Here is a 23,255-nt window from a genome sequence, read left to right on the forward strand (position 1 = left end):
CCCCGTTGCGGCCTCAGCTGCCGCGTGCCGATTTCAGCGTCGCATGGACCAGATCCAGCAGTTCCTGCCCCGGCAGGCCCTGCGCGGTCATGTCCTCGACCCATTTGGCGCTGATCGGTCCGGCAACCTTGGCGCGGAACTCTTCCAGCACCTCGTCCGAGATCATCACCTTTTCAACGCCCTTTTCGGCCAGCACGTCATCCCATTTCTTCAGCAGAGTGCCGTAGTTGGTCAGATAGTGGTCGATGGCCTCGTCGATCGAGCTGTCGAGCGCCGCGCGCTCGTCATCGCTGAGCGCCTCGTAGGCGTCGATATTCACCACCACGGGGCAGTTCACGGTGCCCGGGTTCAGGTTGGCGGTCCACCAGTCGGCCTTGTTGATGGTGCCAAAGCTCAGATGTGCGTGCTGGGCAAAGGCCACGGTATCCACAACGCCCGATTCCATCGCGTTATAGGCCTCGGTCGCAGGCACCGAGGTCGGCACCCCGCCAACCGCCGCGAATGCCGCGCCCAGACCGCCGGTCGCGCGCACCCGCATGCCCTCGAACTCGGCCAGCTCGTCACGCGGCGAACCGGTTCCCACCAGGTTGTATTGCGGCATCGGTGAGGTCATCAGCAGCTTGGCATTCCACTGCGCCATTTCCTTTTGCGCCGCCGGATGGGCATAGACCGCGTTCGACACGGCAACCTCTTCGGCCAGCGTATTCACGCCCAGGAACGGCAGTTCCAGCACCGTGATCGCCCGGTTCTTGTCGGCGTGATAGCCGGCACAGAACTGCGCCATCTCGAACGCACCGATCGAGATCCCGTCCAGGTTCTCGCGGGGCTTGGACAGGCCGCCATAGCTGACATTCAGGGTGAACGACCCACCCGTCTTCTCGCTGACCAGTTCTGCCAGCTTCTCGACATGCTCGGTAAAGGCGCGGCGCTTGCCCCAGACCGACACGTTCCATTCGGTAGCGCCTGCCTCGACGGCAAAAGACACGGTCAGGGCGGCCGCAACTGCGCCGCTCAACATCTTGTTCATCAAGTCTCTCCCTATGCTGCGGTCCTTCCGTCCGGACCGCTTGCGGTCAAGCTAGCGCCAACATGGCAGCATGCCAAGCCCGCAACCCGGCGAGTCGGTCATGCCGCTGCGCAGCATGATTGCCCGGACGAGACCGGCACCGAAACATTATGTCACACCCGAAATGCGGCTTTCGCGCCTTTCGGGAAACCCGGATGGGCCACGACCGCCTCCCGGTCGGGGAAAAATCCTTGACAGGGATAGAGATTGATTTTCATCGGTATTTCCCGGTCAGAGATCACGAAATTTACAAATCACCCCGGCAATCATCAACAAATTTACATTCAATCCCTTGTTTTACAGGTATTTATTTTCTTCTTTTCAGTTTTCGCTATGATTTGCGCAGGGTTGGAACGCAGATCGACAACACCCACGGGGATGGGTGAAAACGGTCGCAATGAAATCAGTGAGAGGGAGGAGCCTCATCCATGTCACCAGCAGCTCAGACCGAGACCAAGCTCTATGCACCGTCCGCCGACACCGTGGCGCGCGCGCATGTGAACGCGGAAACCTATGACCGGATGTATGCCGCCTCGATGGCCGATCCCGAAGGGTTCTGGGCCGAGCAGGGCAAGCGGGTCGACTGGATCAAGCCCTTTACCCAGGTCAAGGACGTCAACTACAATTTCGGCGTGGTTTCGATCAACTGGTATGCCGACGGCACGCTGAACGTCGCGGCCAACTGTATCGACCGCCACCTGGCGACCCGTGGCGACCAGACCGCGATCATCTGGGAGCCGGACTCGCCCACGGAACCCGCCAAGCACATCACCTACAAGGAGCTGCACGGCTCGGTCTGCCGGATGGCCAACATCCTCGAGAGCCTGGGCGTGCGCAAGGGCGACCGCGTGGTGATCTATCTGCCGATGATCCCCGAGGCCGCCTATGCCATGCTGGCCTGCGCCCGTATCGGCGCCATTCATTCCATCGTCTTTGCCGGTTTCTCGCCCGACGCGCTGGCGGCCCGGATCAACGGCTGCGACGCCAAGGTGGTGATCACCGCCGACGAGGCGCCGCGCGGTGGCCGCAAGACGCCGCTGAAATCCAATGCCGACGCGGCCTTGCTGCATTGCAAGGACAGCGTCAAATGCCTGGTGGTCAAGCGCACCGGTGGCCAGACCACCTGGATCGCCGACCGCGACTTTGACTATAACGAGATGGCGCTCGAGGCGTCGGATTACTGCGCGCCTGCCGAGATGGGTGCCGAGGATCCGCTCTTCATCCTCTACACCTCCGGCTCGACCGGCCAGCCCAAGGGCGTGGTGCATACCACCGGCGGCTACCTGGTCTATGCGGCGATGACGCATGAGATCACCTTCGATTACCATGACGGCGACATCTATTGGTGCACCGCCGATGTGGGCTGGGTCACCGGCCACAGCTATATCGTCTATGGCCCGCTGGCCAATGGCGCCACCACGCTGATGTTCGAGGGCGTGCCGACCTATCCCGACGCGGGCCGCTTCTGGGAGGTCTGCGCCAAGCACAAGGTCAACCAATTCTACACCGCCCCCACCGCCATCCGCGCGCTGATGGGTCAGGGCACCAGCTTTGTCGAAAAGCACGACCTGAGCGACCTGCGCCTGTTGGGCACCGTGGGCGAGCCGATCAACCCCGAGGCCTGGAACTGGTACAATGACGTGGTGGGCAAGGGCAAATGCCCGATCGTCGACACATGGTGGCAGACCGAGACCGGCGGCCACCTGATGACGCCGCTGCCGGGCGCCCATGCCACCAAGCCGGGAGCCGCGATGAAGCCCTTCTTTGGCGTGCAGCCGGTGGTGCTCGACCCGCAATCGGGCGTCGAGATCAGCGGCAACGGAGTCGAGGGCGTGCTCTGCATCAAGGACAGCTGGCCGGGCCAGATGCGCACCGTCTGGGGCGATCACGAGCGGTTCCAGAAGACCTATTTCGCCGATTACAAGGGTTACTACTTCACCGGCGACGGTTGCCGCCGCGATGCCGACGGCGACTATTGGATCACCGGCCGCGTCGATGACGTGATCAACGTCTCGGGTCACCGCATGGGCACCGCCGAGGTCGAAAGCGCGCTGGTGGCGCATGCCGCCGTGGCCGAGGCCGCCGTGGTCGGCTATCCGCACGAGATCAAGGGCCAGGGCATCTATTGCTATGTCACCCTGATGAACGACCGCGAGCCGTCGGACGAGCTGATGAAGGAGCTGCGCACCTGGGTGCGCACCGAGATCGGCCCGATTGCCAGCCCGGACGTGATCCAGTGGGCGCCGGGCCTGCCGAAGACCCGCTCGGGCAAGATCATGCGCCGCATCCTGCGCAAGATCGCCGAGAACGACTTTGGCTCGCTGGGCGATACCTCGACGCTGGCCGATCCCTCGGTGGTCGACGACCTGATCGCCAATCGCGCCGGCAAATAAGGGGATGACCATGGACGCTGCCACTCTGACCACCCCCGCCGTTCTGATCCTTCTCGGCCCTCCGGGCGCCGGGAAGGGCACCCAGGCCCGCATGCTGGAAGACAAGTTCGGGCTGGTGCAACTGTCGACCGGCGACCTTCTGCGCGCCGCCGTGGCCGCCGGCACTCCCGCCGGCAAGCAGGCCAAGGCGGTGATGGAGGCGGGCGACCTGGTCAGCGACGAGATCGTCATTGCCATCCTGCGCGACCGGCTGGCCGAGTCCGATTGCGCCAAGGGCGTGATCCTCGACGGCTTTCCCCGCACCACCGTGCAGGCCGAGGCGCTGGACACGCTGCTGTCCGAGAGCGGCCAGCGTATCAACGCCGCCATCAGCCTAGAGGTCGAGGATGCCGAGATGGTTACCCGCATCTCGGGCCGCTACACCTGTGGCGGCTGCGGCGAGGGATATCACGACACGTTCAAGCAGCCGGCCGAGGCGGGCAAATGCGACAAGTGCGGCGGCACCGAAATGAAGCGGCGCGCCGATGACAATGCCGCGACCGTCGCCAGCCGGCTCGAGGCCTATCACGCACAGACCGCGCCGCTGATCGCCTATTACGACGGGCACGGCGTGCTGCAACGGATCGACGCCATGGGCGGGATCGAAGAGATCGCCCAGGGCCTCGCCACCATCGTCAAGGGGGCGATGGCCTAGGCGGGAAAGACCGGGGCGCGGCCCGCGCCGCCCCCACCCCCCGCAAGACAGTTCCGAAGGACCGCCCTGGCGGACCGGAGGAGTCATGCCCGCCGCCAACCGGCGGGTTTCAGGAGTGAGACCGTCCGGGCCGCAGCCGGGCGCCTCAGGAGGAAGCAAGGAGGACCCGCGACATGGCGGACCATACCACCACCTCCGCACAGGTCAGCGATGCCCAAAAGGGCTATTGGCAGGCCAATGTGCGGATCATTCTCATCAGCCTCGTCATCTGGGCGCTGGTGTCTTTCGGGTTCGGCATCGTGCTGCGCCCCATGCTCAGCGGCATCGCCGTGGGCGGTACCGATCTGGGCTTCTGGTTTGCCCAGCAAGGCTCGATCCTGGTGTTCCTGGCGCTGATCTTTTTCTACGCCTGGCGCATGAACAAGCTCGACGCCGAATTCGGCGTGGACGAGGAGTAATCAGCCATGGATCAGTTTACCATCAACCTGCTGTTCGTGGGCGCCTCGTTTGCGCTCTATATCGGCATCGCGATCTGGGCCCGCGCGGGTTCCACATCGGAATTCTACGCCGCCGGGCGCGGCGTGCACCCGGTCATGAACGGCATGGCCACCGCGGCCGACTGGATGTCGGCGGCCTCGTTCATCTCGATGGCCGGTCTCATCGCCTTTGTGGGCTATGACAACTCGACCTTCCTGATGGGCTGGACCGGCGGCTACGTGCTGCTCGCCCTGCTTCTGGCGCCCTATCTGCGCAAGTTCGGCAAGTTCACCGTGTCCGAGTTCATCGGCGACCGTTTCTACAGCTCGACCGCGCGCCTTGTGGCCGTGATCTGCCTGATCGTCGCCTCGGTGACCTATGTGATCGGCCAGATGACCGGTGTGGGCGTGGCCTTCGGCCGCTTCCTCGAAGTGTCCAACACCGCCGGCCTGTTGATCGGCGCCTGTGTGGTGTTCGCCTATGCGGTGTTCGGCGGCATGAAGGGCGTGACCTATACGCAGGTTGCCCAATATGTCGTGCTGATCATGGCCTATACCATCCCGGCCGTGTTCATCTCGCTGCAACTGACCGGCAACCCGATCCCGGGCCTGGGCCTGTTCGGCGACCATGCCGCAAGCGGCGAGCCGCTGCTGGCCAAGCTGGACGCGATCCTGAAAGAGCTGGGTTTCGCCGAATACACCACCCATAACGGCGACACGTTCAACATGGTGCTGTTCACCCTGTCGCTGATGATCGGCACCGCCGGTCTGCCCCACGTCATCATGCGCTTCTTCACCGTTCCCAAGGTGTCGGACGCACGCTGGTCGGCGGGCTGGGCGCTGGTGTTCATCGCGCTGCTGTACCTGACCGCGCCTGCCGTGGGCGCCATGGCCCGCCTGAACATCACCGACATGTTCTGGCCCAACGGCACCAATGGCGAGGCCGTCTCGATCGAGCAGATCGAAACCGACCCGCGCTATGACTGGATGGCCAACTGGCAGAAAACCGGTCTGTTGGGCTGGGAAGACAAGAACGGCGACGGCAAGATCCAGTACTACAACGACGCCTCCGAGGCCATGCAGGCCAAGGCCGCGGAAAAAGGCTGGGCCGGCAACGAGCTGACCAACTTCAACCGCGACATCCTGGTTCTGGCCAACCCGGAGATTGCCAACCTGCCCGGTTGGGTGATCGGTCTGGTCGCGGCCGGTGGTCTTGCCGCCGCGCTGTCCACCGCCGCCGGTCTGTTGCTGGCGATCTCCTCGGCGGTCAGCCATGACCTGATCAAGGGCTCGATCAATCCGGGCATCTCGGAAAAGGGAGAGCTGTTGTCGGCGCGGATCGCGATGGCCGTGGCCATCGGGGTGGCGACCTATCTGGGTCTGAACCCGCCGGGCTTTGCCGCACAGACCGTGGCGCTGGCCTTTGGTCTCGCAGCGGCCTCGATCTTCCCGGCGCTGATGATGGGGATCTTCTCGAAGAAGATCAACAACAGCGGCGCGGTGGCCGGTATGCTGGCCGGTCTGCTGGTGACCTTGCTCTACATCTTCCTGCACAAGGGCTGGTTCTTCATCCCCGGCACCAACTCCTTCACCGATGCCGACCCGCTTCTGGGCACGGTCAAGTCGACCTCGTTCGGCGCCATCGGTGCGGCGGTCAACTTCGGCGTCGCCTATCTGGTCGCCGGCATGACCAAGGAGACCCCGCAGGAAATCAAGGACCTGGTCGAAAGCGTGCGCATCCCCCGAGGCGCAAGCGCAGCTCAGGATCACTGAGATGCAAGGCGGCCCGCACTCCCTCCCGATTGCGGACCGCCTTTACTGACCATGTCCCGCCTGGCCCTGTCCCGGCGGGACTTTTTCATTCAAGACCCGGTGTTGAGCCATGCCCCTTACCCCTGACCAGATCACCCGTTTCCTGAAATCGGTGCACCCCTATGATGCGCTGCCGCTGGAAGAACTGGAGCGGATCGCCACCCGGCTGGACGCCTGGGAGGTCGAGCGCGATTTCGCCGTCTATGATCTGGGCGAGAAACTTCCGGGCCTGTTCATCGTCTACGAGGGCCAGATCGAGATCCGCGACGAGAACGGCGCGGTGGTCTCGCATCTGGGCCTGCGCAATTCCTTTGGCGAACGTGGCCTGTTGCGAGACGGGCACGCCGTCACCTCGGCCCGGGCCGATGCCCGTTCGGTGCTGCTGGTGCTGCCGCCCGATCTGTTCACGGACCTGATGGCCGCCCATCCGGTGGTGGCAAAGTTCTTCAACCGTGCCCGCGCGCCGCGCCCGCAGGTGCAGAGCCTTGCGACCAGCCGGGTCGAAACCCTGATGGCCCGCGATCCGGCCACCTGCGCGCCCGGCGCCACGGTGCAGGCGGCGGCGCAGGAGATGCGCGCGCGCGGCATCTCCTCGCTCTGCGTCTGCGAAGGCGAGGCGCTGGTCGGCATCCTCACCCAGCGCGATCTCTCGGGCAAGGTGGTGGCCGAGGCGCGCAGCCCCGACACACCCGTGGCCCAGGTGATGACCCCTGCCCCTCTGACCCTCGCCCCCTCGGCCATCGGATCGGACGTGCTGCACGCGATGATGGAGCACCATATCGGCCATATCCCGATTGTCGAAGCCGGGCGGCTGGTGGGCATGGTCACCCAGACCGACCTGACCCGGTTCCAGGCGGTCTGTTCCGCCGAGCTGGTCAGCCGCCTCGCCCGTGCCACAAGCGCCGCCGAGATGGCCGAGGTTACCGCCGAGATCCCGCGCCTGCTGGTGCAGCTGGTCGCCGGAGGCAACCGGCACGAGGTGGTCACCCGCCTGATCACCGATATCGCCGACACTGCCACCCGCCGCCTGCTGGCACTGGCCGAGGAGAAGCTGGGACCGCCGCCGGTGCCCTATCTCTGGCTTGCCTGCGGCAGCCAGGGTCGCCAGGAACAGACCGGCGTCTCGGATCAGGACAATTGCCTGCTGTTGGACGATGCGGTGACCGAGGATCAGATGCCCTATTTCCGGGAACTGGCGCAGTTCGTCTGCGACGGGCTCAACACCTGCGGCTATGTCTATTGCCCGGGCGACATGATGGCCACCAACCCGCGCTGGTGCCAGCCGGTGCGGGTCTGGCGCGACTATTTCCGCGGTTGGATCGCCAAGCCGAACCCCGAGGCGCAGATGCTGGCCAGCGTGATGTTCGACCTGCGCCCGATCGGCGGGCATCAGGCGCTGTTCACCGATCTTCAGGCCGAAACCCTGCGGGCGGCGCGGGCCAATTCGATCTTTGTCGCCCATATGATCTCGAACTCGCTGAAACACACGCCGCCGCTCGGCCTGTTGCGCGGTTTCGCCACCATCCGCTCGGGCGAGCATCGCAACACGCTCGACCTGAAACACAACGGTGTGGTGCCGGTGGTCGATCTGGGCCGCATCTATGCGCTGCAAGGCGAGCTGACCGAGGTCGGCACCCGCGCCCGGCTCGAGGCCGCCGAGGCGGCGGGCGTGCTCAGCCCGTCCGGCGCGCGCGACCTCAAGGACGCCTATGACCTGATCGCCGAAACCCGGCTGGAGCATCAGGCCGCGCTGGTGCGGCGCGGCGAGGCGCCGGACAACTACTTGGCGCCTACGTCTTTGTCGGACTTTGAGCGAAGTCATCTGCGCGACGCGTTTGTGGTGGTAAAGACGATGCAATCGGCCGTGGGCCATGGCAAAGGCATGCTGAGCTGACCGGCGCGCGGGGCAGAGATTTTTCGACGAAAAATCTTGCCCCTGCCGAACGGTTGGCGGCCTGGAAGGCTGGAGGAGAAAGGCGATGTTTCTGGAACTGATCGGAACGTTGGTGGCAGGTCTGGCCATGGCTGGCGTGGTCATGGCGCTGAACCGGCTGTTGGGCGGGCGCCTGCCGCGCTGGCTGGCACCGGTGGCCGCTGGCTGTGGCATGATCGGCGTGACCATCGCCAGCGAATATGGCTGGTATGCCCGCACCCGAGCCGCCCTGCCCGAGGGCATGGTGGTCGTCGAAACGGTGGAAAGTCGCGCCCTCTACCGCCCCTGGACTTATCTGGTGCCGTTTGTCGACCGCTTCGCCGCGCTGGATGCCACCAGCCTCAAGACCCATCCGGGTCAGCCCGGTCAGCGCCTGATCGATCTCTATTTCTTTGGTCGCTGGGCCGCGGTCAACCGCGTGCCGGTGCTGGTCGACTGCGACGGCCAGCGCCGCGCCAGCCTGGCCGATGGCGCCGAGTTTGCCGCCGATGGCAGTGTCGCGGGTGCCGACTGGCGCCGCCCGCCGCAGGGCGATCCGCTCATCCAGGCCGCCTGCGAGGTGTGACATGCTGACCGGATTGAGCCTGCGCCTGCGCATCTTTCTCTTCTTCTGCCTGCTCGCGGCAGGAGGCGTGGCTGTCGTCCTGGGCGCGCTCTGGCTGGCCTATGTCCGCGCGGGCAGCTCCGACTTGCTCGACGCCTTCGTGCTGGCGGCGCTGGCAGCGGGCTTTGGCCTTCTGGCGCTGGTGGCGGGGGTCTGGCTGCTGTTCGACGAGAATGTCGCCAAGCCGATCGAGCGCCTGTCGGCCAGCATGCGCGCCCGCGCTCATGCGGGTGTGGCGGGCGAGCTGGACCTGCACGCGGCACGCTACCTGGGCGATCTGGCGCCTGCCGCCGCCGGGCTGGCGGGCCAACTCAGCAGCAACGCCATGGATACCGCCGCAGCCGTCGCATCCGAGACCGCGCATCTGGCCGCCGAGACCGCCCGGCTGACCGCGCTGTTGACCGAGATCCCGGTGGCCATGCTGCTCGCCAACCCTGCCCATCAAATCGTGCTTTATGACGGTCAGGCGGCGGGCGTGCTGGCGCAGATCGCCCATCCCCGGCTCAACGCCTCGCTGTTCGACTATTTCCAGCGCGACGGGCTGGAGCGTGCCTATGCAAGGCTGGTCAAGTCCGGGCTGGAGCAGAGCTGTACCCTGACCGGCACCGACGGCGCGCAAAGCTATCAGGCGCGGATGAAGCCCTTGGGGGACGCGCCGGGTTACATGCTGATCCTTGACGAGGCCAGCAGCCGCATCGCCCCCGAAGCGGCGCGGCCGCTGGTCTATGATTTCGACCTGCTCAGCCAGCCCGCCGAGGCGGCGCTGGAGGCGCGCGGTCTCGACAGCCTTGTCTTTGCCGTCTTCGACACCGAGACCACCGGGCTCCTTCCGCACAAGGACGAGATCGTGCAGATCGGCGCAGTCCGCGTGGTCAAGGGCCGCATCGTGCCGGGAGAGCGCATCGACCAGCTGGTCAACCCCGGTCGCCCGATCCCGTCCGCCTCGACCAAGGTGCATGGCGTGTCCGACGCGATGGTGGCCGATGCCCCCGATATCGTGACCGCTGCGCGGCAGTTCCACCACTTTGCCCGCGACGCGGTGATCGTTGCCCATAACGCGCCTTTCGACATGGCGTTTCTGCGTCGTCACGGTAAACGTTGCGGGTTGGAGTGGGATCACCCTATCCTCGACACGGTGCTGCTTTCGGCAGTGCTGTTCGGCGCCAGCGAGACCCACACGCTCGACGCGCTCTGCGACCGGCTGGGCGTCACCATTCCCGCACCGCTGCGTCACACCGCGCTGGGCGATGCCCAGGCCACCGCCGAGGTGCTGTGCCGGATGCTGCCGATGCTGCGGGCGCGCGGGCTCGAGACCTTTGGCGCGGTGATTGGAGAAACCCGCAAACACGGGCGATTGCTCGAGGATCTGAACTGAGCCGGTCGCGACCCGACCTTCATGTGGCGCAATTCAAACATCAAAAACGCATATTTTGGTGTTTTGCTGCGGGAATGAACCGCAAACCCGATCTCTCGACCGCCGAAAGTCATGCGATCCCCGGCATGGACAATCCCGCCCCGCCATGGCACGTGGGGGCGCGTTCCCGACCCGAGGCTGAGATGACCGAGACCACATTCACCCCCGGCCCCGACAGCGCCCGCGCCTTTCGCGACGCGCTGGGCTGTTACGGGACCGGTGTGACCGTGATCACCGCGCAATCCGCGCGGGGGCCCGCCGGGATCACCGCCAATTCCTTTGCCTCGGTCTCGCTGGAACCGGCGCTGGTGCTGTGGAGCCTGGCCAACACATCCGCCCGTTTCGAAACCTTTGCCAATACCCGCCACTACGCGATCCATGTGATGGCCGAAGGTCAGCACGCGCTCGCACAGCGATTTGCGCTGGACGGGCTCGACTTCAGCGGCATCGACTGGGCGCCGGGCCTGAACGGGGTGCCGACACTGGCCGGGGCACTGGCCCGGTTCGATTGCGAGATCCAGGCCCGTCACCCGGCGGGCGACCACCTGATCCTGGTCGGCGAGGTCCTGCGCGCCACCCATCGTCCCGGCAAGGGACTGATGTTCAAGCGCGGCCAGTATGGCGGTTTCACAGACCTGCTCTGACCGCGCCTGTTGCCAGGCTCAGGACCCATTCATCCTGCACCTAAAGGCTGATAACTGCCCGCAACTCGGCCGGCGAGACCCCGTCCGCCTGACCGTTGAGCACAACCCGGCCCGCGTCGAGGCCCAGATAACTGTCCGCGACGCCGGTCAGAAACCCCAGGTTCTGTTCACACAGCAGGATCGCGGCACCCGCCGCCGACCGCTCCTTCAGACTGTCGGCCATCAAACCGATATTCTCGGGCTGCACGCCTTCGGAAGGTTCATCGAGAACGATCAGCACCGTGTCCTCTATCATGGCGCGGACAAAGGCGAGGATCTTCCGCTCGCCGCCGGACATCGTACCGGCGGGTTGCTCCAGCCGTTCACCGAGCCTCGGGAACCGGTCAAGGAACCGGTCCGGCGCCTCGCGGGTCGGGCCAAGCGTCAGGTTCTCCCGCACCGTCAGGTCATCGAACACCATACCGGTCTGCGGCATGTAGCCGATGCCAAGCCCGCGGCGCTGATGCGGGCGCAGCGTCGTGACCGTCCGGCCCTGAAACCGGATCTCGCCCGCGGCGGGGATCAGGCTGCCCTGCACAAGCCGCGCAAGTGTGGTCTTGCCCACCCCGTTCCGGCCGAGCACGCCCAGGATTTGGCCCGCCGCGATCCGAGCCGACAGATCGAACACGACATTGGTATCGCGATAGCCACCGGTCAGCCGGTCGATCTCTAACAGCGCGCTCATTTCGTGCCTCCGGCATAGACGGCCTGCACCGCCGGGCTGCGCCGCACGGTGGCGTAGCTGTCATAGGCCAGCACCTGCCCCAGATGCAGGACCAGCACCTTGTCCGAGATCGCCTCGACAATGCTCATGTCATGTTCGATGACGATGACCAGACCACCGGTCTGCGCCTGATAGTCTCGTACCAGGTCGGTCATCAGCGCGGTTTCATCCGGCGACAGGCCCGCGCAGGGCTCATCAAGCAGCAGGACAGGCGGTTCGGCCGCGATGGTCATCGCGTATTCCAGGAACTGGCGATGGCCCTGCGGCAGTTGGCTGACCGGCTTGCCGGTTTCGGTGCCAAGCGGCACCGAGGGGGTCGCAAGCAGTCTGGACAGGGCGTCCGAACGCCATCGAAAGGTGGCGGGGTGCAACAGGTCTCGCAGGCGCGCGCGATTGGCCATCATCGCGATCGACAGGTTTTCGGCGACGCTCATGGAAAAGAACACCGACGGCACCTGCAACTTGCGCCCGATGCCGCTGCGCAGCGCCTTGTACGGCGGGCGCGAGGCGATGTCATGCGCCCCCAGCAGGATGCGCCCGCCGGTGATCGGCAGATTGCCGGTGAGCGTGTTGAGCGTGCTGGTCTTGCCCGCTCCATTCGGCCCGATCACGCTGACGATGCCCTTGCGCGGCAGTTCGAAGGTGACGCCGTTCAGGATACGGACGACGCCGATCCGCAGGTGCACATCGTCAAAGCGCAGCGGCCCCGCCAGATCGGCCACCCGCGCGGGCGGCGCGGCAAGCGGCGCTGGTGGGGTACCTGCCTGCCTGGGCCCGATGCGCCGCAGGGCGCTGTCCAGCAATTCGGCTATGCCACCCGGCGCCCGCAACACCACGAGGATGAAGACAACGGCCATCAACAATTCCCAATAAGGTAAGCTGTCGCGCAGCTCGGCCGAGGCCCAGCCCACGCAGACCGCCCCGATCAGGGGGCCGAACACATGGAACCGCCCGCCGACGGCGGTCAGGATCACCAGCTCGGCCGACAGGCCAAACCCGGTCGCGGTGGGTGTCACGATACCCTGATGCGAGGCGAAGAGCCCCCCGGCCAGCGCCGCGATCACGGCGGAAACGGCAAAGGCCGCCCCCTTGAGCGCATGTGTCGGAAAGCCCAGCAACTGCAATCGCGGCTCGTTATCGGCCACCGCCCGCATGATCAGGTTGACGGGCAGCCGGTTCAGCAGCAACAACAGCAGGCTGACCGAAACCGCGACCGCAACGATGACGTAATAGAACCCGCCGAACGGGTCCAGATTGCCAAGGCTCTGGTACCCGCTCATCCCGTTGAACCCGCCCGTCAGCCCGGTCGCGGTCCCCGCAATCTGTTCGGCGATCATCACCAGCGCCAGCGTGATCAGCGAGAAATAGGGGCCGCTCTCGTTCCGGCCGCGAAAGATCAGCGCGGCAAGGACAAAGGCGCACAGGGCGATGGCCAGCAACACGCCAAGCGCCAGAGACAGCTCCGCGATCAGCCCCGGATCGGCGCGCAGGGTGATGGCGGTGGCATAGGCGGCGATACCAAAGAACAGCGCCTGTCCCAGCGGCAGCACCCCGGTCTTGCCCCAGAGAAAGCCGATCCCCTGCGCGGCGATGCCATAGATCAGGTATAGCCCGATCTGATAGGCCGCGAAATCGCCGAACAGCTCCGGGATCAGCAGCAGGGCCGCCAAGAGCAGGCTAGCGGGAAGAAGAACGGAGACCATCGGGTTTCAGCCACAGAAAGAGAATGGAAAGGACGAGGACGGCCAGATAGCCATGGGTCTGACTGGCCACCGCCCCAAGCACGGATTGGGTTCCGGCGATGACGCCTGCGCCGATGGCCAGCCCCTCCAGGCTGCCAAGCCCGCCAACGACAAGGGCAAAGAAGGAGCGGATCAGGTAGTCGAGGCCCATCATCGGCTCGATCCGGATGGTCGGGGCCAGGATCAGCCCGGCCAGCCCGGCGGTGGTGCAGCCAAAGACGAAGGCGCCCGCCGACAGGCGCGCGGTGTCGATGCCGATGGCCTGGGCCAGGTCAGGATTGCCGACCATCGCCTTGATCCGGGTCGCCACGCGCGACCGCGCGTTCCACCAGTACAGCACCGCGAACCCCGCCAGGATACCGGTGATGACCGCGATCCGGTAAGCGGGATACTCGGCGCCGAACAGGCTGAGCGTGCCGGCGATGGGCGGGTTGACCGATTGATATCCGCGGCCAAAGATCAGCTCCACCGCTTCGCGCAGCAGGATGGCAATGCCCCATGTGGCCAGCAGGCTGTCGAACATCCGACCATAGAGATGGCGGATGATGGTGCGTTCCAGCACAAGGGCAACCGCTGCCACCGTCAGCAGGCAGACCGGCAGTTGCAGCCAGCCCGGCAGCCCCAACGAGGCGGTGATGACCGGGGCATAGGCCCCGATCATCACGAATTCGCCATGCGCCATGTTCATGATCCCGAGCTTGCCGAACACGATGGCAAGTCCCAGGGCAACCAGCGCCAGCGTGCTGATCTGCCAGGCGAGGTTGAGCAGCAGGACAGAAGACATCGGCCCGGTCAGTCCGCGCAGGCTTCGGACGAGGCGACATTCTCGAACGCAGCGACGATCTCGAAGGCACCGCCGCTGCCATCGGCCAGATAGACCGTCTGCGCCATGTGCCGCCCGGTCAGGGTGTTGGTGCCCCGTGGCGTGGTCCATGTGGTGCCCTCGGCGGCGGCATCCATCGCGGCCACGTCGAGACTGCCGGCCTTGTCTGCCAGCGCGGCCAGCAGCATCAGACCCTCATAGGCCGATTGCCCCAGACCGTTGAGCGCCGGCGCCCCGTCCCCAAAGGCCGCCGCATATTCCGCCGCAAAGGTGGCGGCGGCCTCGGTCTCGATCGCGGCGAAATAGCCCGCGCTGGAATAGAGCCGGTCGGCATTTGCGGCGCCGATCCCGGCCAGCGTGTTTTCTTCGATCAGCGTCCCCAGCCGGATCGCCTGATCGTCCAGACCGAACCCCGCAAAGCTGACATTGAACCCGACCGAGCCGCCGCCGACCAGCGTGATCAGCACCGCGTCGGCGCCGCTCTCGCGGATGCGTTGCAGCGACGAGTCGAATTCGCTGACGGTGAAGGGCACGTATTCCTCGCCGACGACCTCGCCGCCCGCCTCGGCGATGTAACCCTTTGCAAGCGCGTTGGTATCGCGGGGCCAGTTATAGTCGTGGCCGATCAGATACCATTTCGACACCCCCTCGCGCTCGGCCAGATAGGGGATCACCGGTGCCAGCTGCTGGCTGGGCGTCTCGCCGGTGACATAGAGCCCGTCGGCGCAGGAATTGCCCTCGTAGACCGGCGTATAGACATAGGGGACCTGTCCGTTGAACCGCCCGATCAGTGCCTCGCGCACAGCCGAATCGTGCATGCCGACAAAGGCCTGCGCGCCCTGCCCCTTCCACAGGCGCAGCGCCGCCTGTGCCGCCTCTGCCGGGGGCACACCGACATCGGCAAAGAGCAGTTCGATCCGCTCGCCATTGATGCCGCCACCGGCATTGATTGCCTCGGCCGCCAGCATGGCCGAATTGCGGGTCGACGGGCCGAACAGGCCCGCCGGGCCGCTGTCGGGCACCAGCATGCCGACCTTGATATCGGCGGCGGCGACCCCAGCCCCAAGAGCCAGCGCCATGGCCGCGCCCGAACAGAGCTTTGTCATAGTTTTCAACATGGTGGATCTCCCTTTGGTAAGTTCGGCGTCTATTGCGCCAGTACGTGTTCCGCCGCCCGTGCCAGCGCGAGCAGCGACAGGTCCCCACCCGGCAGGGCATCGAGCTCGATGCCGACGGGCAGCCCCGAAGACACCGGACAAGGGAGCGAGATCCCGGGCGCGCCGATATTCGGCGCCAGATCGGTGTTTCGGATATAGGTCGCGAAGGTCGGCACCCGCGCGCCGTTCAGCTCGACGGTTTCGTCCTCGCCGATCGGGCGGGCGGTCAGGGGCGTGGTGGGAAAGACGATGGCGTCCAGCGCATTGTCCGCGAACACCCGGTTGTAGATGCGCAGCATCGCCGGGCGATGCACCATCATCGCCTCGTCATAGGCCTGAAACGGGATCGCGCCCCCACCCAGCTGACTGGCGATGAATCCCTTGACGTCGGGTGATCCGATCCCCTCGACCAGCGCGTCAAAGCTGATGCCCGGCGCGTGTTCGGCAAGGTATCCGGGCAGGTCGCGCACGACCTCGAACAGCCCGACCGGAATGCTGAACGCCTCGGCATGGGCCCAGATATCCTGCAAGGAAATATCGACAAGCGTGGCGCCCGCGGCCTCCAGTCGAGCCAGCGCCGCCTGGGTGGCGGTTTCGACGGCCGGATCGAGGTTGTCGTAGAACCGGGATTTCGGCAGTCCCAGCCGAACGCCGCTCAGGCTGTGCCGCGGCTCCGCCGCCTGACCGGTCACGACCCGGTCCAACAGGGCGATATCGGCCACGCTTCGTGCAAAGGATCCCACCGTGTCCAGCGTGTGCGAGATCGGCACCACCCCGTCGCCCGGATAACGTCCGGTGCTGGGCCTGAACCCGACCGTGCCGCATAACGCGGCCGGGATGCGACAGGACCCGCCTGTATCGGTGCCCAGGCCCAGCGGAAAGATGCCCGCGGCAATGGCGGCAGCGGTACCGCCCGAGGAGCCGCCGGGGATCAGGGCCGGGTCATGCGGATTGCGCACCGGTCCGGTGACCGCATTGTTCGAGGTGATCCCGAAGGCCAGTTCGTGCATCCCGGACTTGGCGCCGACAAACCCGCCCGCCGCGCGGATGCGCCGGACGATGCCGGCCTCGGTGGCGGGCCTGTGCCCCAACAGCGCGCCGGTTCCGCCCGAGGTCGGATAGGTCGTGGTGTTGATGTTGTCCTTGACCACGATCGGCAGCCCGGCCAGCGCCCCGTCCGGCGTGGCGGCAACGGCCTCTTCGGCCTCGCGGATGCATTGGGCCGCGTCAAAGCCTTGCAGCGCGTTCAGCCCGGCGTGCCGTGCGGCCCGTTCCGCCAGCGCCGCCGCATAGTCGCCCGCCGAGACCACCCCTTCGCGGATCGCGGCAACCGCCCCCACCGCATCCAGACGTTCCAAATCCAGCGCCATTCCTGCCTCCCTGATGACTGGAGGACAGGATAGAAAGCGGCGCGGTCAGCTGCCTATCATCACAAATGATGATTTTTCTCGGCCAGAAACTGGGCCAGCTGGGTGCGCCGGTTCAGCCCCGATTTGCGAAAGATCGCGGCGATATGCGACCGCAGCGTCGGCTTGGAAAACCCCAGCTTGCCGCAAATCTCGTCATCGGTCAGACCGGTCACCAGAAGATCGGCCACCTCGGCCTCGCGCACAGTGAACCCCAGATCGCCCGCGATCTGGGCAAAGCGCAGCGACGGCATCTGCACCTGGGCGGTTCGCGCCCGGATCAGGGCATTGACCAGGCTCGGCCCCACCGCATCGACAATCTGGGCATCGCGCGGGGTGAAATCCTCGCGATTTGAGCCGCGCCAGATCCTGAGGTCACCGATATTGTCGCCCCGGTCATAGGCAAAGAAATTCAGCCCATAGCACAGACCGTCCTGTTTGAGAAAATCGTTGAAGAACTCGGTCCTGACCAGACGGTCATGCCGCATCACCTCGCTGACCGGCGTCGCCTTCTTGCGCTTTTGCAAGGTGGGCGTGATCGGGTCGTGAAACTGGAAATAGCCTTCGTAACGGCGCAGGTTGTCATCGGTCATGTTGATCTGGACACATGAGACGAATTGCTGCCGGTCGTCGTCCCAGACATAAGAGGCAAAATAGTCGGCCTTGAGCAGGTCGAGCATCTTTTGTCCCACGCGGCGGCGCACCTCGGAATGGTCGAATTCGCCACTCAGATCTCGCATGATCGAAAAGATCAGGTCCGCTTCTTCATCGGTGAGTTTCACGGTTTCCGGCCCCTCGGGATAGCCGCTACATTGTTTCAACACCCCCTGCTCTGGGCAAGTGGGTTCGCACAGCTGGCGGATGTCCCGGACCGGCGGACTATTCGTCCGGGGTGGCGTGTACCGCCAGCAGGTCCAGTTCCGCCTCTTGCGGCTGGATGGTGCGATAGGCCTCGCGCACGCCCGCCTCGGTCAGCTCGCGCGCCACGGTCAACAGGGTGTTGGGGTCATGACCGTCACACAGATCGGCCATCTGCGCGATCTCGCCCCGCGCCACCTCCAGCGCCGCCTCGACCGACGGCGCGCCGTAATGGCTTACGAAATGGCGGGCCAGGTTCTCGGCCAGCGCCGCCACCTCGCCCTCCTCGATCCGGGTCACCGCCACGAAGGTGACCCGCCCGAAGGTCTCCAGCCCCAACCAGCCATTGGCAAAGGCCTGCCGCGCCTTGCCTTCCAGATCGGCCTCGGACCAGTTCGAAAACTCGAACCCGCCCGAGACGCACCACTCGCCGGTGCGCGCCGGGCTGTGAAAGACCCTCAGGTCGCTTTCGTCGAAATGAATGGCCCGGGCCAGGTTCATGAGCGGTCCTCCAACAGATCGGTCAGCGGGATCAGCCGGGTTTCGGCGCCGATACGGATCAGCATGCCGAACCGTTCGTCGACACCCAGAAAGGTTCCGGTGCAGTCCGCGCGCGTGATCTCTTCGCCGACGCCGCGCGCCAGGCCCAGCCATTCGGCATGCAGCGGCGCGTTGCCCTCGTCCTCCCACCGGTGGATCCAGGTCATCACATGGCGGGCCCAGCTTTCCAGCAGGGTGGTGGCCGCCACATCGGCGCAGCCTTCCTCGTACAGCGCGGTCTCGTCGGGATGCGCGCCGGGCATGTCCGAGGTGGGCAGCAGCGCCAGATCGAGCCCGATCACCAGCCAATCGGGCTGCGCCTGCGGGTCGCGGGTCGAGGCCGCCATGCAAAGCCGTCCGCAGCGACCGCCATTGACATGGATGTCGCCCGCCCAGCCCAGATGCACCGCCACCTCGGGCGGGGCCAGCGCCCCCAGCGCGTTCTGAAATCCCACCGCACATAGCGGCAGCATCGCCATCGCCTCGGCCAGCGCCACCTCGGGCGCCAGCACCAACGCCGCGCGCAGCCGGTCGGCCTGCACGCTGTGCACCACCGTCCCGCCGTCACAGCCAAGCGCCGCCATGGCCTGCGCCCGCTCGAAAGGGTCGTCGCCCCCCTGGGCGGCGACGCCCTGCATCAGCGGCGGAAAGGTGGGCGCAGTCATGCCTGGCCCTTGGCGATCAGGTCGCGGGCGATCCTGCGGAACGCCTCGGCCTGCGGGCTGTCGGGCTTGCTGACAACGATCGGCGCACCGCCGTCGGCGGCGACCCGGATGTCGAGGTGCAGCGGGACCTCACCCAAAAGCGGCACGCCCAGCTTCTCGGCCTCGGCCGCGACGCCGCCATGGCCGAACACATGTTCCTCATGCCCGCAATTGGAACAGATATGGGTCGACATGTTCTCGATCATGCCCAGAATCGGGGTCTTGAGCTGGCGGAACATGTCGATCCCCTTGCGGGCATCGATCAGCGCCACGTCCTGCGGGGTCGAGACCACGATGGCGCCGTCAACCGCGAATTTCTGGCTCAGCGTCAGTTGCACGTCGCCGGTGCCCGGCGGCAGATCGACGATCAGCACATCCAGCCCGCCCCATTGCACCTGGTTCATCATCTGTTGCAGCGCGCCCATCAGCATCGGACCGCGCCAGACCACCGCCTGACCCTCGTTGGTCATCAGTCCCATCGACATCATGGTCACGCCATGATTGCGGAGCGGCAGGATGGTCTTGCCATCCGGGCTGGCCGGTCGGCCCGAAACGCCCAGCATGCGCGGCTGCGAGGGGCCATAGACATCGGCGTCCAAGAGGCCCACGCGCCGCCCTTCGGCGGCCAGCGCACAGGCGAGGTTGGCCGAAACGGTGGACTTGCCCACGCCACCCTTGCCCGAGGCGACCGCCACGATGCGATCGACACCGGCGACCGGCTGCGGCCCCTGCGGTGCCGCCTTGGGGCGCGGCTTCAGATCGGGCGGCGCCTTGTCGGAATGCGCCGTCATCATGGCCGAGACCTTGGCCACACCCTCGACCATCTGGGCGGCCTTCTCGGCGGCGGCGCGCACCGGCTCCATCCGCTCGGCCAGCTTGGGGTCGATCTCGATGACAAAGCGCACGGTATCGTCCTCGACATTCAGCGCGCGCACGATGCCGGCGCTGACGATGTCCTGCCCGGACACCGGGTCGGTGATCTTCTTGAGATTGGCCAGAACGGCCTCGCGCAGGCTCATGCGTCACCATCCTTGATCAGGCCGGTGACCTCGTGGCTGACATCCAGCCCCTCGATCGTCAGCACCACACGGGCGCGAAAGGCGCCGCCCTCGGGGCTGCCCGCCTTGCGCAACCCCTCTTCGATCGCCTGCTGGCCGGTCACGCCCACCTGCTTGAGGAACTTGCGCATCGACATGTTGTAATCGCCGCTCATGGCCCGGTCTCTCCTGTATCCCACGCGTCATTTGACGCAGTGCCCGCGCCGCCGTTAGGCTGCGGGACATGCGACATGCCCTCTTGTGCCTCAGCCTGCTCGCCTTCGCCACCCCCTGCATCGCGCAGGAGGAGATTGGTCTGGCCAGCCCCGAGGCCGTGACACGGTCGGGTCTTCTGCAACATATTCTGCCGCGCTTCTCGCTCAAGACCGGAATCCGCGTTGTCGCGGATCCGGCAGGACCCATGCGGCTGGTTGTCGAGGGTGACGGCGCCCGGGTGTTCCGACAGGGCGATACGGTCTATCTGCTCCAGATCGGCGCCGAGCCACGACAGGAGCGGTTCCGCGACTGGATGCAATCGGAGATCGGTCAGCGCACGATCGAGAGTTTTACCCCCGCCGACGGACCCGCATTCGTCGCGCTGCGGGACGAAGCGGCGACGGAAGAGACCGTCGATTTCGAGGGCGACGCGGCGCTTGGGGCCAAGCTGGCCCAGGGTAAATGCGGTCGCTGCCACGTGACAGGTACCGAGAACCGGATGAAGGGGATCGGGTCGACCCCCTCTTTCGCGGTGCTGCGCAGCCTGCCCGACTGGGACGCGCGGTTTCAGCAATTCTATGTGTTGCGCCCGCATCCGGCCTTTACCCAGATTCCGGGCGTCACCGCGCCATTTGACGCCGAACGTCCGCCGCCGATCCACCCGGTGACGGTGACGATCGAGGAACTGGAGGCGATCCTGGCCTTCGTCGCGGCCACCGGCGCCGCCGATCTGGGCGCGCCGCTGATCGTGAAGTGACAGGCGACAAGCGCTGCGGTTGCGACCGGGCGCCCAGCAGATTTTTCGACGAAAAATCTGCGCCTCCGGCGGGAGTATTTTGGGGCGAAATGAAGACAAGGGCGCCTATCAGTGATCCTTGCGTTTGGTGAAATAGTCCTCGGTCGTGACGGTTCTTGGTTTGGGCTTGGATGCGAAGGGATTGTTTTCCTGCTCGAAATGAGCGCCCACCCGACAATTGTCGCACATCTGGATCATGCGGGCCTGGGCACTTTCAGCAAACATCGGATGCGTACCCGCCAGCTTCTCCATGATCCGCTCGACGGTGGAGCGGACCCCGAAGAGCGTCCCGCATTCGATACAGGCAAAGGGTTCTTCCTCGTTCAGCACCTGCTGCCCCAGCGCCGCATCCGACAGGTCGAGCCGGGGAACCAGCGTGATCGCCCGTTCCGGACAGATGGTCCGACAGATGCCGCATTGCAGGCAGGCGTCCTCCTGAAAGTTCAGCTGTGGCAGGTCGGGATTGTCGATCAGCGCCCCCGACGGGCAAAGCGACACGCAGCTGAGGCAGAGCGTGCAGGCATCTGTATCAACGGCCACCGCGCCATAGGGCGCGCCTTGCGGCAGATCCAGCACCGGCCCGCCGGGATTGAGGGCCTGCGCCGCCAGCCGGGTGATCTGGCGCCGGTTGCCAAGCGGCAGGACCGGGTCCGCAAGCGGTTCCGGCACCGGCGCGGCGTAAAGGTGATCCGAGAGCGCATCGGGATCGGCAATATCGAGCAGTTCCAGCCGGCCCGCCCCGGCAATCGCATCTGCCAGCGTGCGCTCGCGGGTCAGCGCGTCCTGCTCGGTGCGTGGACCCATCAGCACGGACAGGCTGGCAAACCCATGTGCCAGCGCCGCCAGCATCTCGGCATGGCCCAGGCCCGAGACGGTGCCCAGCTCCAGCGGGATCACATCGGCGGGCAAGCCGCGCCCGAACCGGGCCGCGAGGCGGATCATCTCGGCCCCATGGGCATCATGCACCAGCAAGCGCGGCGCCACCCCGCCTGCCCCGCGATAGGCCCGTGCCAGCCGCTGCATCCGCGCCAAGAGCGCCGCCACGGTCGGTGCCTCGTAGGTGATCGCGGTCGAGGGGCACAGCGCCGCGCAGGCGCCACAGCCGGCACAGACCATCGGGTCGATCGCCACATGGTCCCCCGCCGGGGTGATCGCACCGGTCGGGCAGATATCGAGGCAATTGGAACACCCCCGCTGTCCGGCGCGCGAATGGGCGCAGAGACTGTCATCGAGCCGCACATAGAGCGGTTTCTCGAATGTGCCGGTCAGTTGCACTGCCTCGAGCGCCAGCCGCGCCACCGCCAGCGGATCGCGCGGGTCGGCGCGCAGATAGCCTTCGCGCTTGTCGGGGGCCGGGACAAGGGGCATTCCTCCGGTCAGGTCGATCACGATATCGCAGGCCGACTGCGCGCCATCGCGCGCCGGGCCAAAGGCAAATCCGCCCCGCCCGCCCGGCATCAACTGACGGAACCCGTCGATCCGGACGCGAAAACCACCCAGCGCCCCCTCGATCCGCGTCAGCCGTCCCGCCACCACGTCATAGGCCCGGCTGAGTGGCGGTTCTTCGTCACTCAGCAGCACCGTGACCGCCAGCGTTCCGGTCAGCCGCTCTGCCAGATCGCAGGCCACATCCGCCGGTCCGGCAATCAGGCAGGTGCCCTCGCTGATCACGTCGACCGCGGGTGGGGCTGCAACGGGCATCAGCGCCTCGGCGGCCAGCGCCGCCATCTTGGGCGTGGCCTGTGCGCCCTGATCCGACCAGCCCGCGCGGTCGCGCAGATCGACAAAGCCGGGCGTTTCGACCCCAAGTTCAGCGGCCAGATCGGTGAACACCGCCTGTTCCTGGCCACAGGCGATCACCACATCGCCCGCCTGCATCAGCTCTGCCGCCTTGCCGATCTCGTCGGTGCAGAGCGCGCGAAAGACGCGCGAACAGGCAGCCCCGCAACCGCTGGCGATCCGTTCGCGGTCCAGGCTCTGGCTGCCGCCGCAATCGCACAAAATCAACGTCTCGGTCATGTCGCTCCCCTTTCGCCCGGGGCCGAGCTTGGCCCAGCCCGGCCCGCCGGTAAAGCCCCCGATCGCGCCATCCAACCGGCATCGCCTGTGCGGCACGAGCCATACTAAAGTCCTATTGCGCCTTGGCCCGATTTCACTCTGCGCATGAAACTGGTCAA

The 23,255-nt window shown here is 66.0% G+C and carries 21 protein-coding genes; 9 read left to right on the forward strand and 12 right to left on the reverse strand.

Features of this window, described 5'->3' with window-relative positions:
• Window positions 1-13: 13 nt before the first annotated feature.
• Entirely contained in the window at window positions 14-1,027 is a 1,014-nt protein-coding gene (dctP, locus tag AC2FLM_RS12185; RefSeq protein WP_234136561.1) for a TRAP transporter substrate-binding protein DctP, read from the reverse strand.
• 467 nt (window positions 1,028-1,494) lie between these two features.
• On the opposite strand from dctP, the gene acs reads away from it, so the two are divergent.
• The 8 genes from acs to AC2FLM_RS12225 all read left to right on the forward strand — a co-directional run bounded on the left by acs (window position 1,495) and on the right by AC2FLM_RS12225 (window position 11,036).
• Complete coding sequence (acs, locus tag AC2FLM_RS12190; RefSeq protein WP_496858213.1) at window positions 1,495-3,459, forward strand: acetate--CoA ligase; 1,965 nt, start codon at window positions 1,495-1,497, stop codon at window positions 3,457-3,459.
• A gap of 10 nt (window positions 3,460-3,469) precedes the next feature.
• Window positions 3,470-4,153 (forward strand): adenylate kinase, encoded by a 684-nt coding sequence (locus AC2FLM_RS12195; RefSeq protein ID WP_496858215.1) that lies wholly within the window; start codon window positions 3,470-3,472, stop codon window positions 4,151-4,153.
• 173 nt (window positions 4,154-4,326) lie between these two features.
• Window positions 4,327-4,611 (forward strand): DUF4212 domain-containing protein, encoded by a 285-nt coding sequence (locus tag AC2FLM_RS12200; RefSeq protein ID WP_234136558.1) that lies wholly within the window; start codon window positions 4,327-4,329, stop codon window positions 4,609-4,611.
• A 6-nt stretch (window positions 4,612-4,617) separates the two neighbouring features.
• Window positions 4,618-6,402 (forward strand): sodium:solute symporter family protein, encoded by a 1,785-nt coding sequence (locus tag AC2FLM_RS12205; RefSeq protein WP_496858217.1) that lies wholly within the window; start codon window positions 4,618-4,620, stop codon window positions 6,400-6,402.
• Window positions 6,403-6,511: 109 nt separating this feature from the next.
• Complete coding sequence (locus AC2FLM_RS12210) at window positions 6,512-8,335, forward strand: DUF294 nucleotidyltransferase-like domain-containing protein (RefSeq protein WP_496858219.1); 1,824 nt, start codon at window positions 6,512-6,514, stop codon at window positions 8,333-8,335.
• A gap of 85 nt (window positions 8,336-8,420) precedes the next feature.
• A complete protein-coding gene (locus AC2FLM_RS12215; protein WP_496858221.1) occupies window positions 8,421-8,939 on the forward strand; it encodes a hypothetical protein in 519 nt (172 codons plus the stop codon).
• A gap of 1 nt (window position 8,940) precedes the next feature.
• Window positions 8,941-10,353: a 3'-5' exonuclease gene (locus tag AC2FLM_RS12220; RefSeq protein ID WP_496858223.1), complete on the forward strand. Its 1,413-nt coding sequence runs from the start codon at window positions 8,941-8,943 to the stop codon at window positions 10,351-10,353.
• Between the two features lie 182 nt (window positions 10,354-10,535).
• Window positions 10,536-11,036, forward strand: coding sequence for a flavin reductase family protein (locus AC2FLM_RS12225; protein WP_234184732.1), 501 nt, complete (start codon window positions 10,536-10,538; stop codon window positions 11,034-11,036).
• A 40-nt stretch (window positions 11,037-11,076) separates the two neighbouring features.
• Here AC2FLM_RS12225 and AC2FLM_RS12230 read toward each other — a convergent pair whose 3' ends face one another.
• From AC2FLM_RS12230 to AC2FLM_RS12275, 10 genes are all read right to left on the reverse strand, one after another.
• Entirely contained in the window at window positions 11,077-11,760 is a 684-nt protein-coding gene (locus tag AC2FLM_RS12230) for an ABC transporter ATP-binding protein (RefSeq protein WP_496858225.1), read from the reverse strand.
• Window positions 11,757-13,502: a branched-chain amino acid ABC transporter ATP-binding protein/permease gene (locus AC2FLM_RS12235; RefSeq protein WP_496858227.1), complete on the reverse strand. Its 1,746-nt coding sequence runs from the start codon at window positions 13,500-13,502 to the stop codon at window positions 11,757-11,759. The genes AC2FLM_RS12230 and AC2FLM_RS12235 overlap by 4 nt, the downstream gene beginning before the upstream one ends.
• Complete coding sequence (locus tag AC2FLM_RS12240; protein ID WP_496858229.1) at window positions 13,477-14,325, reverse strand: branched-chain amino acid ABC transporter permease; 849 nt, start codon at window positions 14,323-14,325, stop codon at window positions 13,477-13,479. The genes AC2FLM_RS12235 and AC2FLM_RS12240 overlap by 26 nt, the downstream gene beginning before the upstream one ends.
• Window positions 14,326-14,333: 8 nt before the next feature.
• Window positions 14,334-15,482 (reverse strand): substrate-binding domain-containing protein, encoded by a 1,149-nt coding sequence (locus tag AC2FLM_RS12245; protein WP_496858231.1) that lies wholly within the window; start codon window positions 15,480-15,482, stop codon window positions 14,334-14,336.
• A gap of 29 nt (window positions 15,483-15,511) precedes the next feature.
• Window positions 15,512-16,891: an indoleacetamide hydrolase gene (gene iaaH / locus AC2FLM_RS12250; RefSeq protein ID WP_496858233.1), complete on the reverse strand. Its 1,380-nt coding sequence runs from the start codon at window positions 16,889-16,891 to the stop codon at window positions 15,512-15,514.
• A 59-nt stretch (window positions 16,892-16,950) separates the two neighbouring features.
• Window positions 16,951-17,709 carry a LuxR C-terminal-related transcriptional regulator gene (locus tag AC2FLM_RS12255; protein WP_234183648.1) on the reverse strand — a complete coding sequence of 253 codons (759 nt, stop codon included), beginning with the start codon at window positions 17,707-17,709 and terminating at the stop codon, window positions 16,951-16,953.
• A 97-nt stretch (window positions 17,710-17,806) separates the two neighbouring features.
• The gene (locus AC2FLM_RS12260) at window positions 17,807-18,286 is read right to left on the reverse strand and encodes a DUF6505 family protein (protein ID WP_234145118.1); all 480 of its coding nucleotides are present in this window, start codon (window positions 18,284-18,286) and stop codon (window positions 17,807-17,809) included.
• Window positions 18,283-18,990: a biotin/lipoate--protein ligase family protein gene (locus AC2FLM_RS12265; protein ID WP_496858235.1), complete on the reverse strand. Its 708-nt coding sequence runs from the start codon at window positions 18,988-18,990 to the stop codon at window positions 18,283-18,285. Before AC2FLM_RS12265 ends, AC2FLM_RS12260 begins: the two co-directional genes overlap by 4 nt.
• On the reverse strand, window positions 18,987-20,048 hold the full coding sequence (gene apbC, locus AC2FLM_RS12270; protein WP_496858237.1) for an iron-sulfur cluster carrier protein ApbC: 1,062 nt from the start codon (window positions 20,046-20,048) through the stop codon (window positions 18,987-18,989). Before apbC ends, AC2FLM_RS12265 begins: the two co-directional genes overlap by 4 nt.
• Entirely contained in the window at window positions 20,045-20,242 is a 198-nt protein-coding gene (locus tag AC2FLM_RS12275; protein WP_234162463.1) for a DUF6494 family protein, read from the reverse strand. The genes apbC and AC2FLM_RS12275 overlap by 4 nt, the downstream gene beginning before the upstream one ends.
• Window positions 20,243-20,310: 68 nt before the next feature.
• Here AC2FLM_RS12275 and AC2FLM_RS12280 point away from each other — a divergent pair, with 68 nt between their 5' ends.
• A complete protein-coding gene (locus tag AC2FLM_RS12280; RefSeq protein WP_234220076.1) occupies window positions 20,311-21,039 on the forward strand; it encodes a cytochrome c family protein in 729 nt (242 codons plus the stop codon).
• A gap of 108 nt (window positions 21,040-21,147) precedes the next feature.
• Here AC2FLM_RS12280 and AC2FLM_RS12285 read toward each other — a convergent pair whose 3' ends face one another.
• Window positions 21,148-23,097, reverse strand: coding sequence for a 4Fe-4S binding protein (locus AC2FLM_RS12285; RefSeq protein WP_496858240.1), 1,950 nt, complete (start codon window positions 23,095-23,097; stop codon window positions 21,148-21,150).
• Window positions 23,098-23,255 lie beyond the last annotated feature (158 nt).

The sequence above is a fragment of the Ruegeria sp. SAZD011 genome (genome assembly GCF_059612545.1).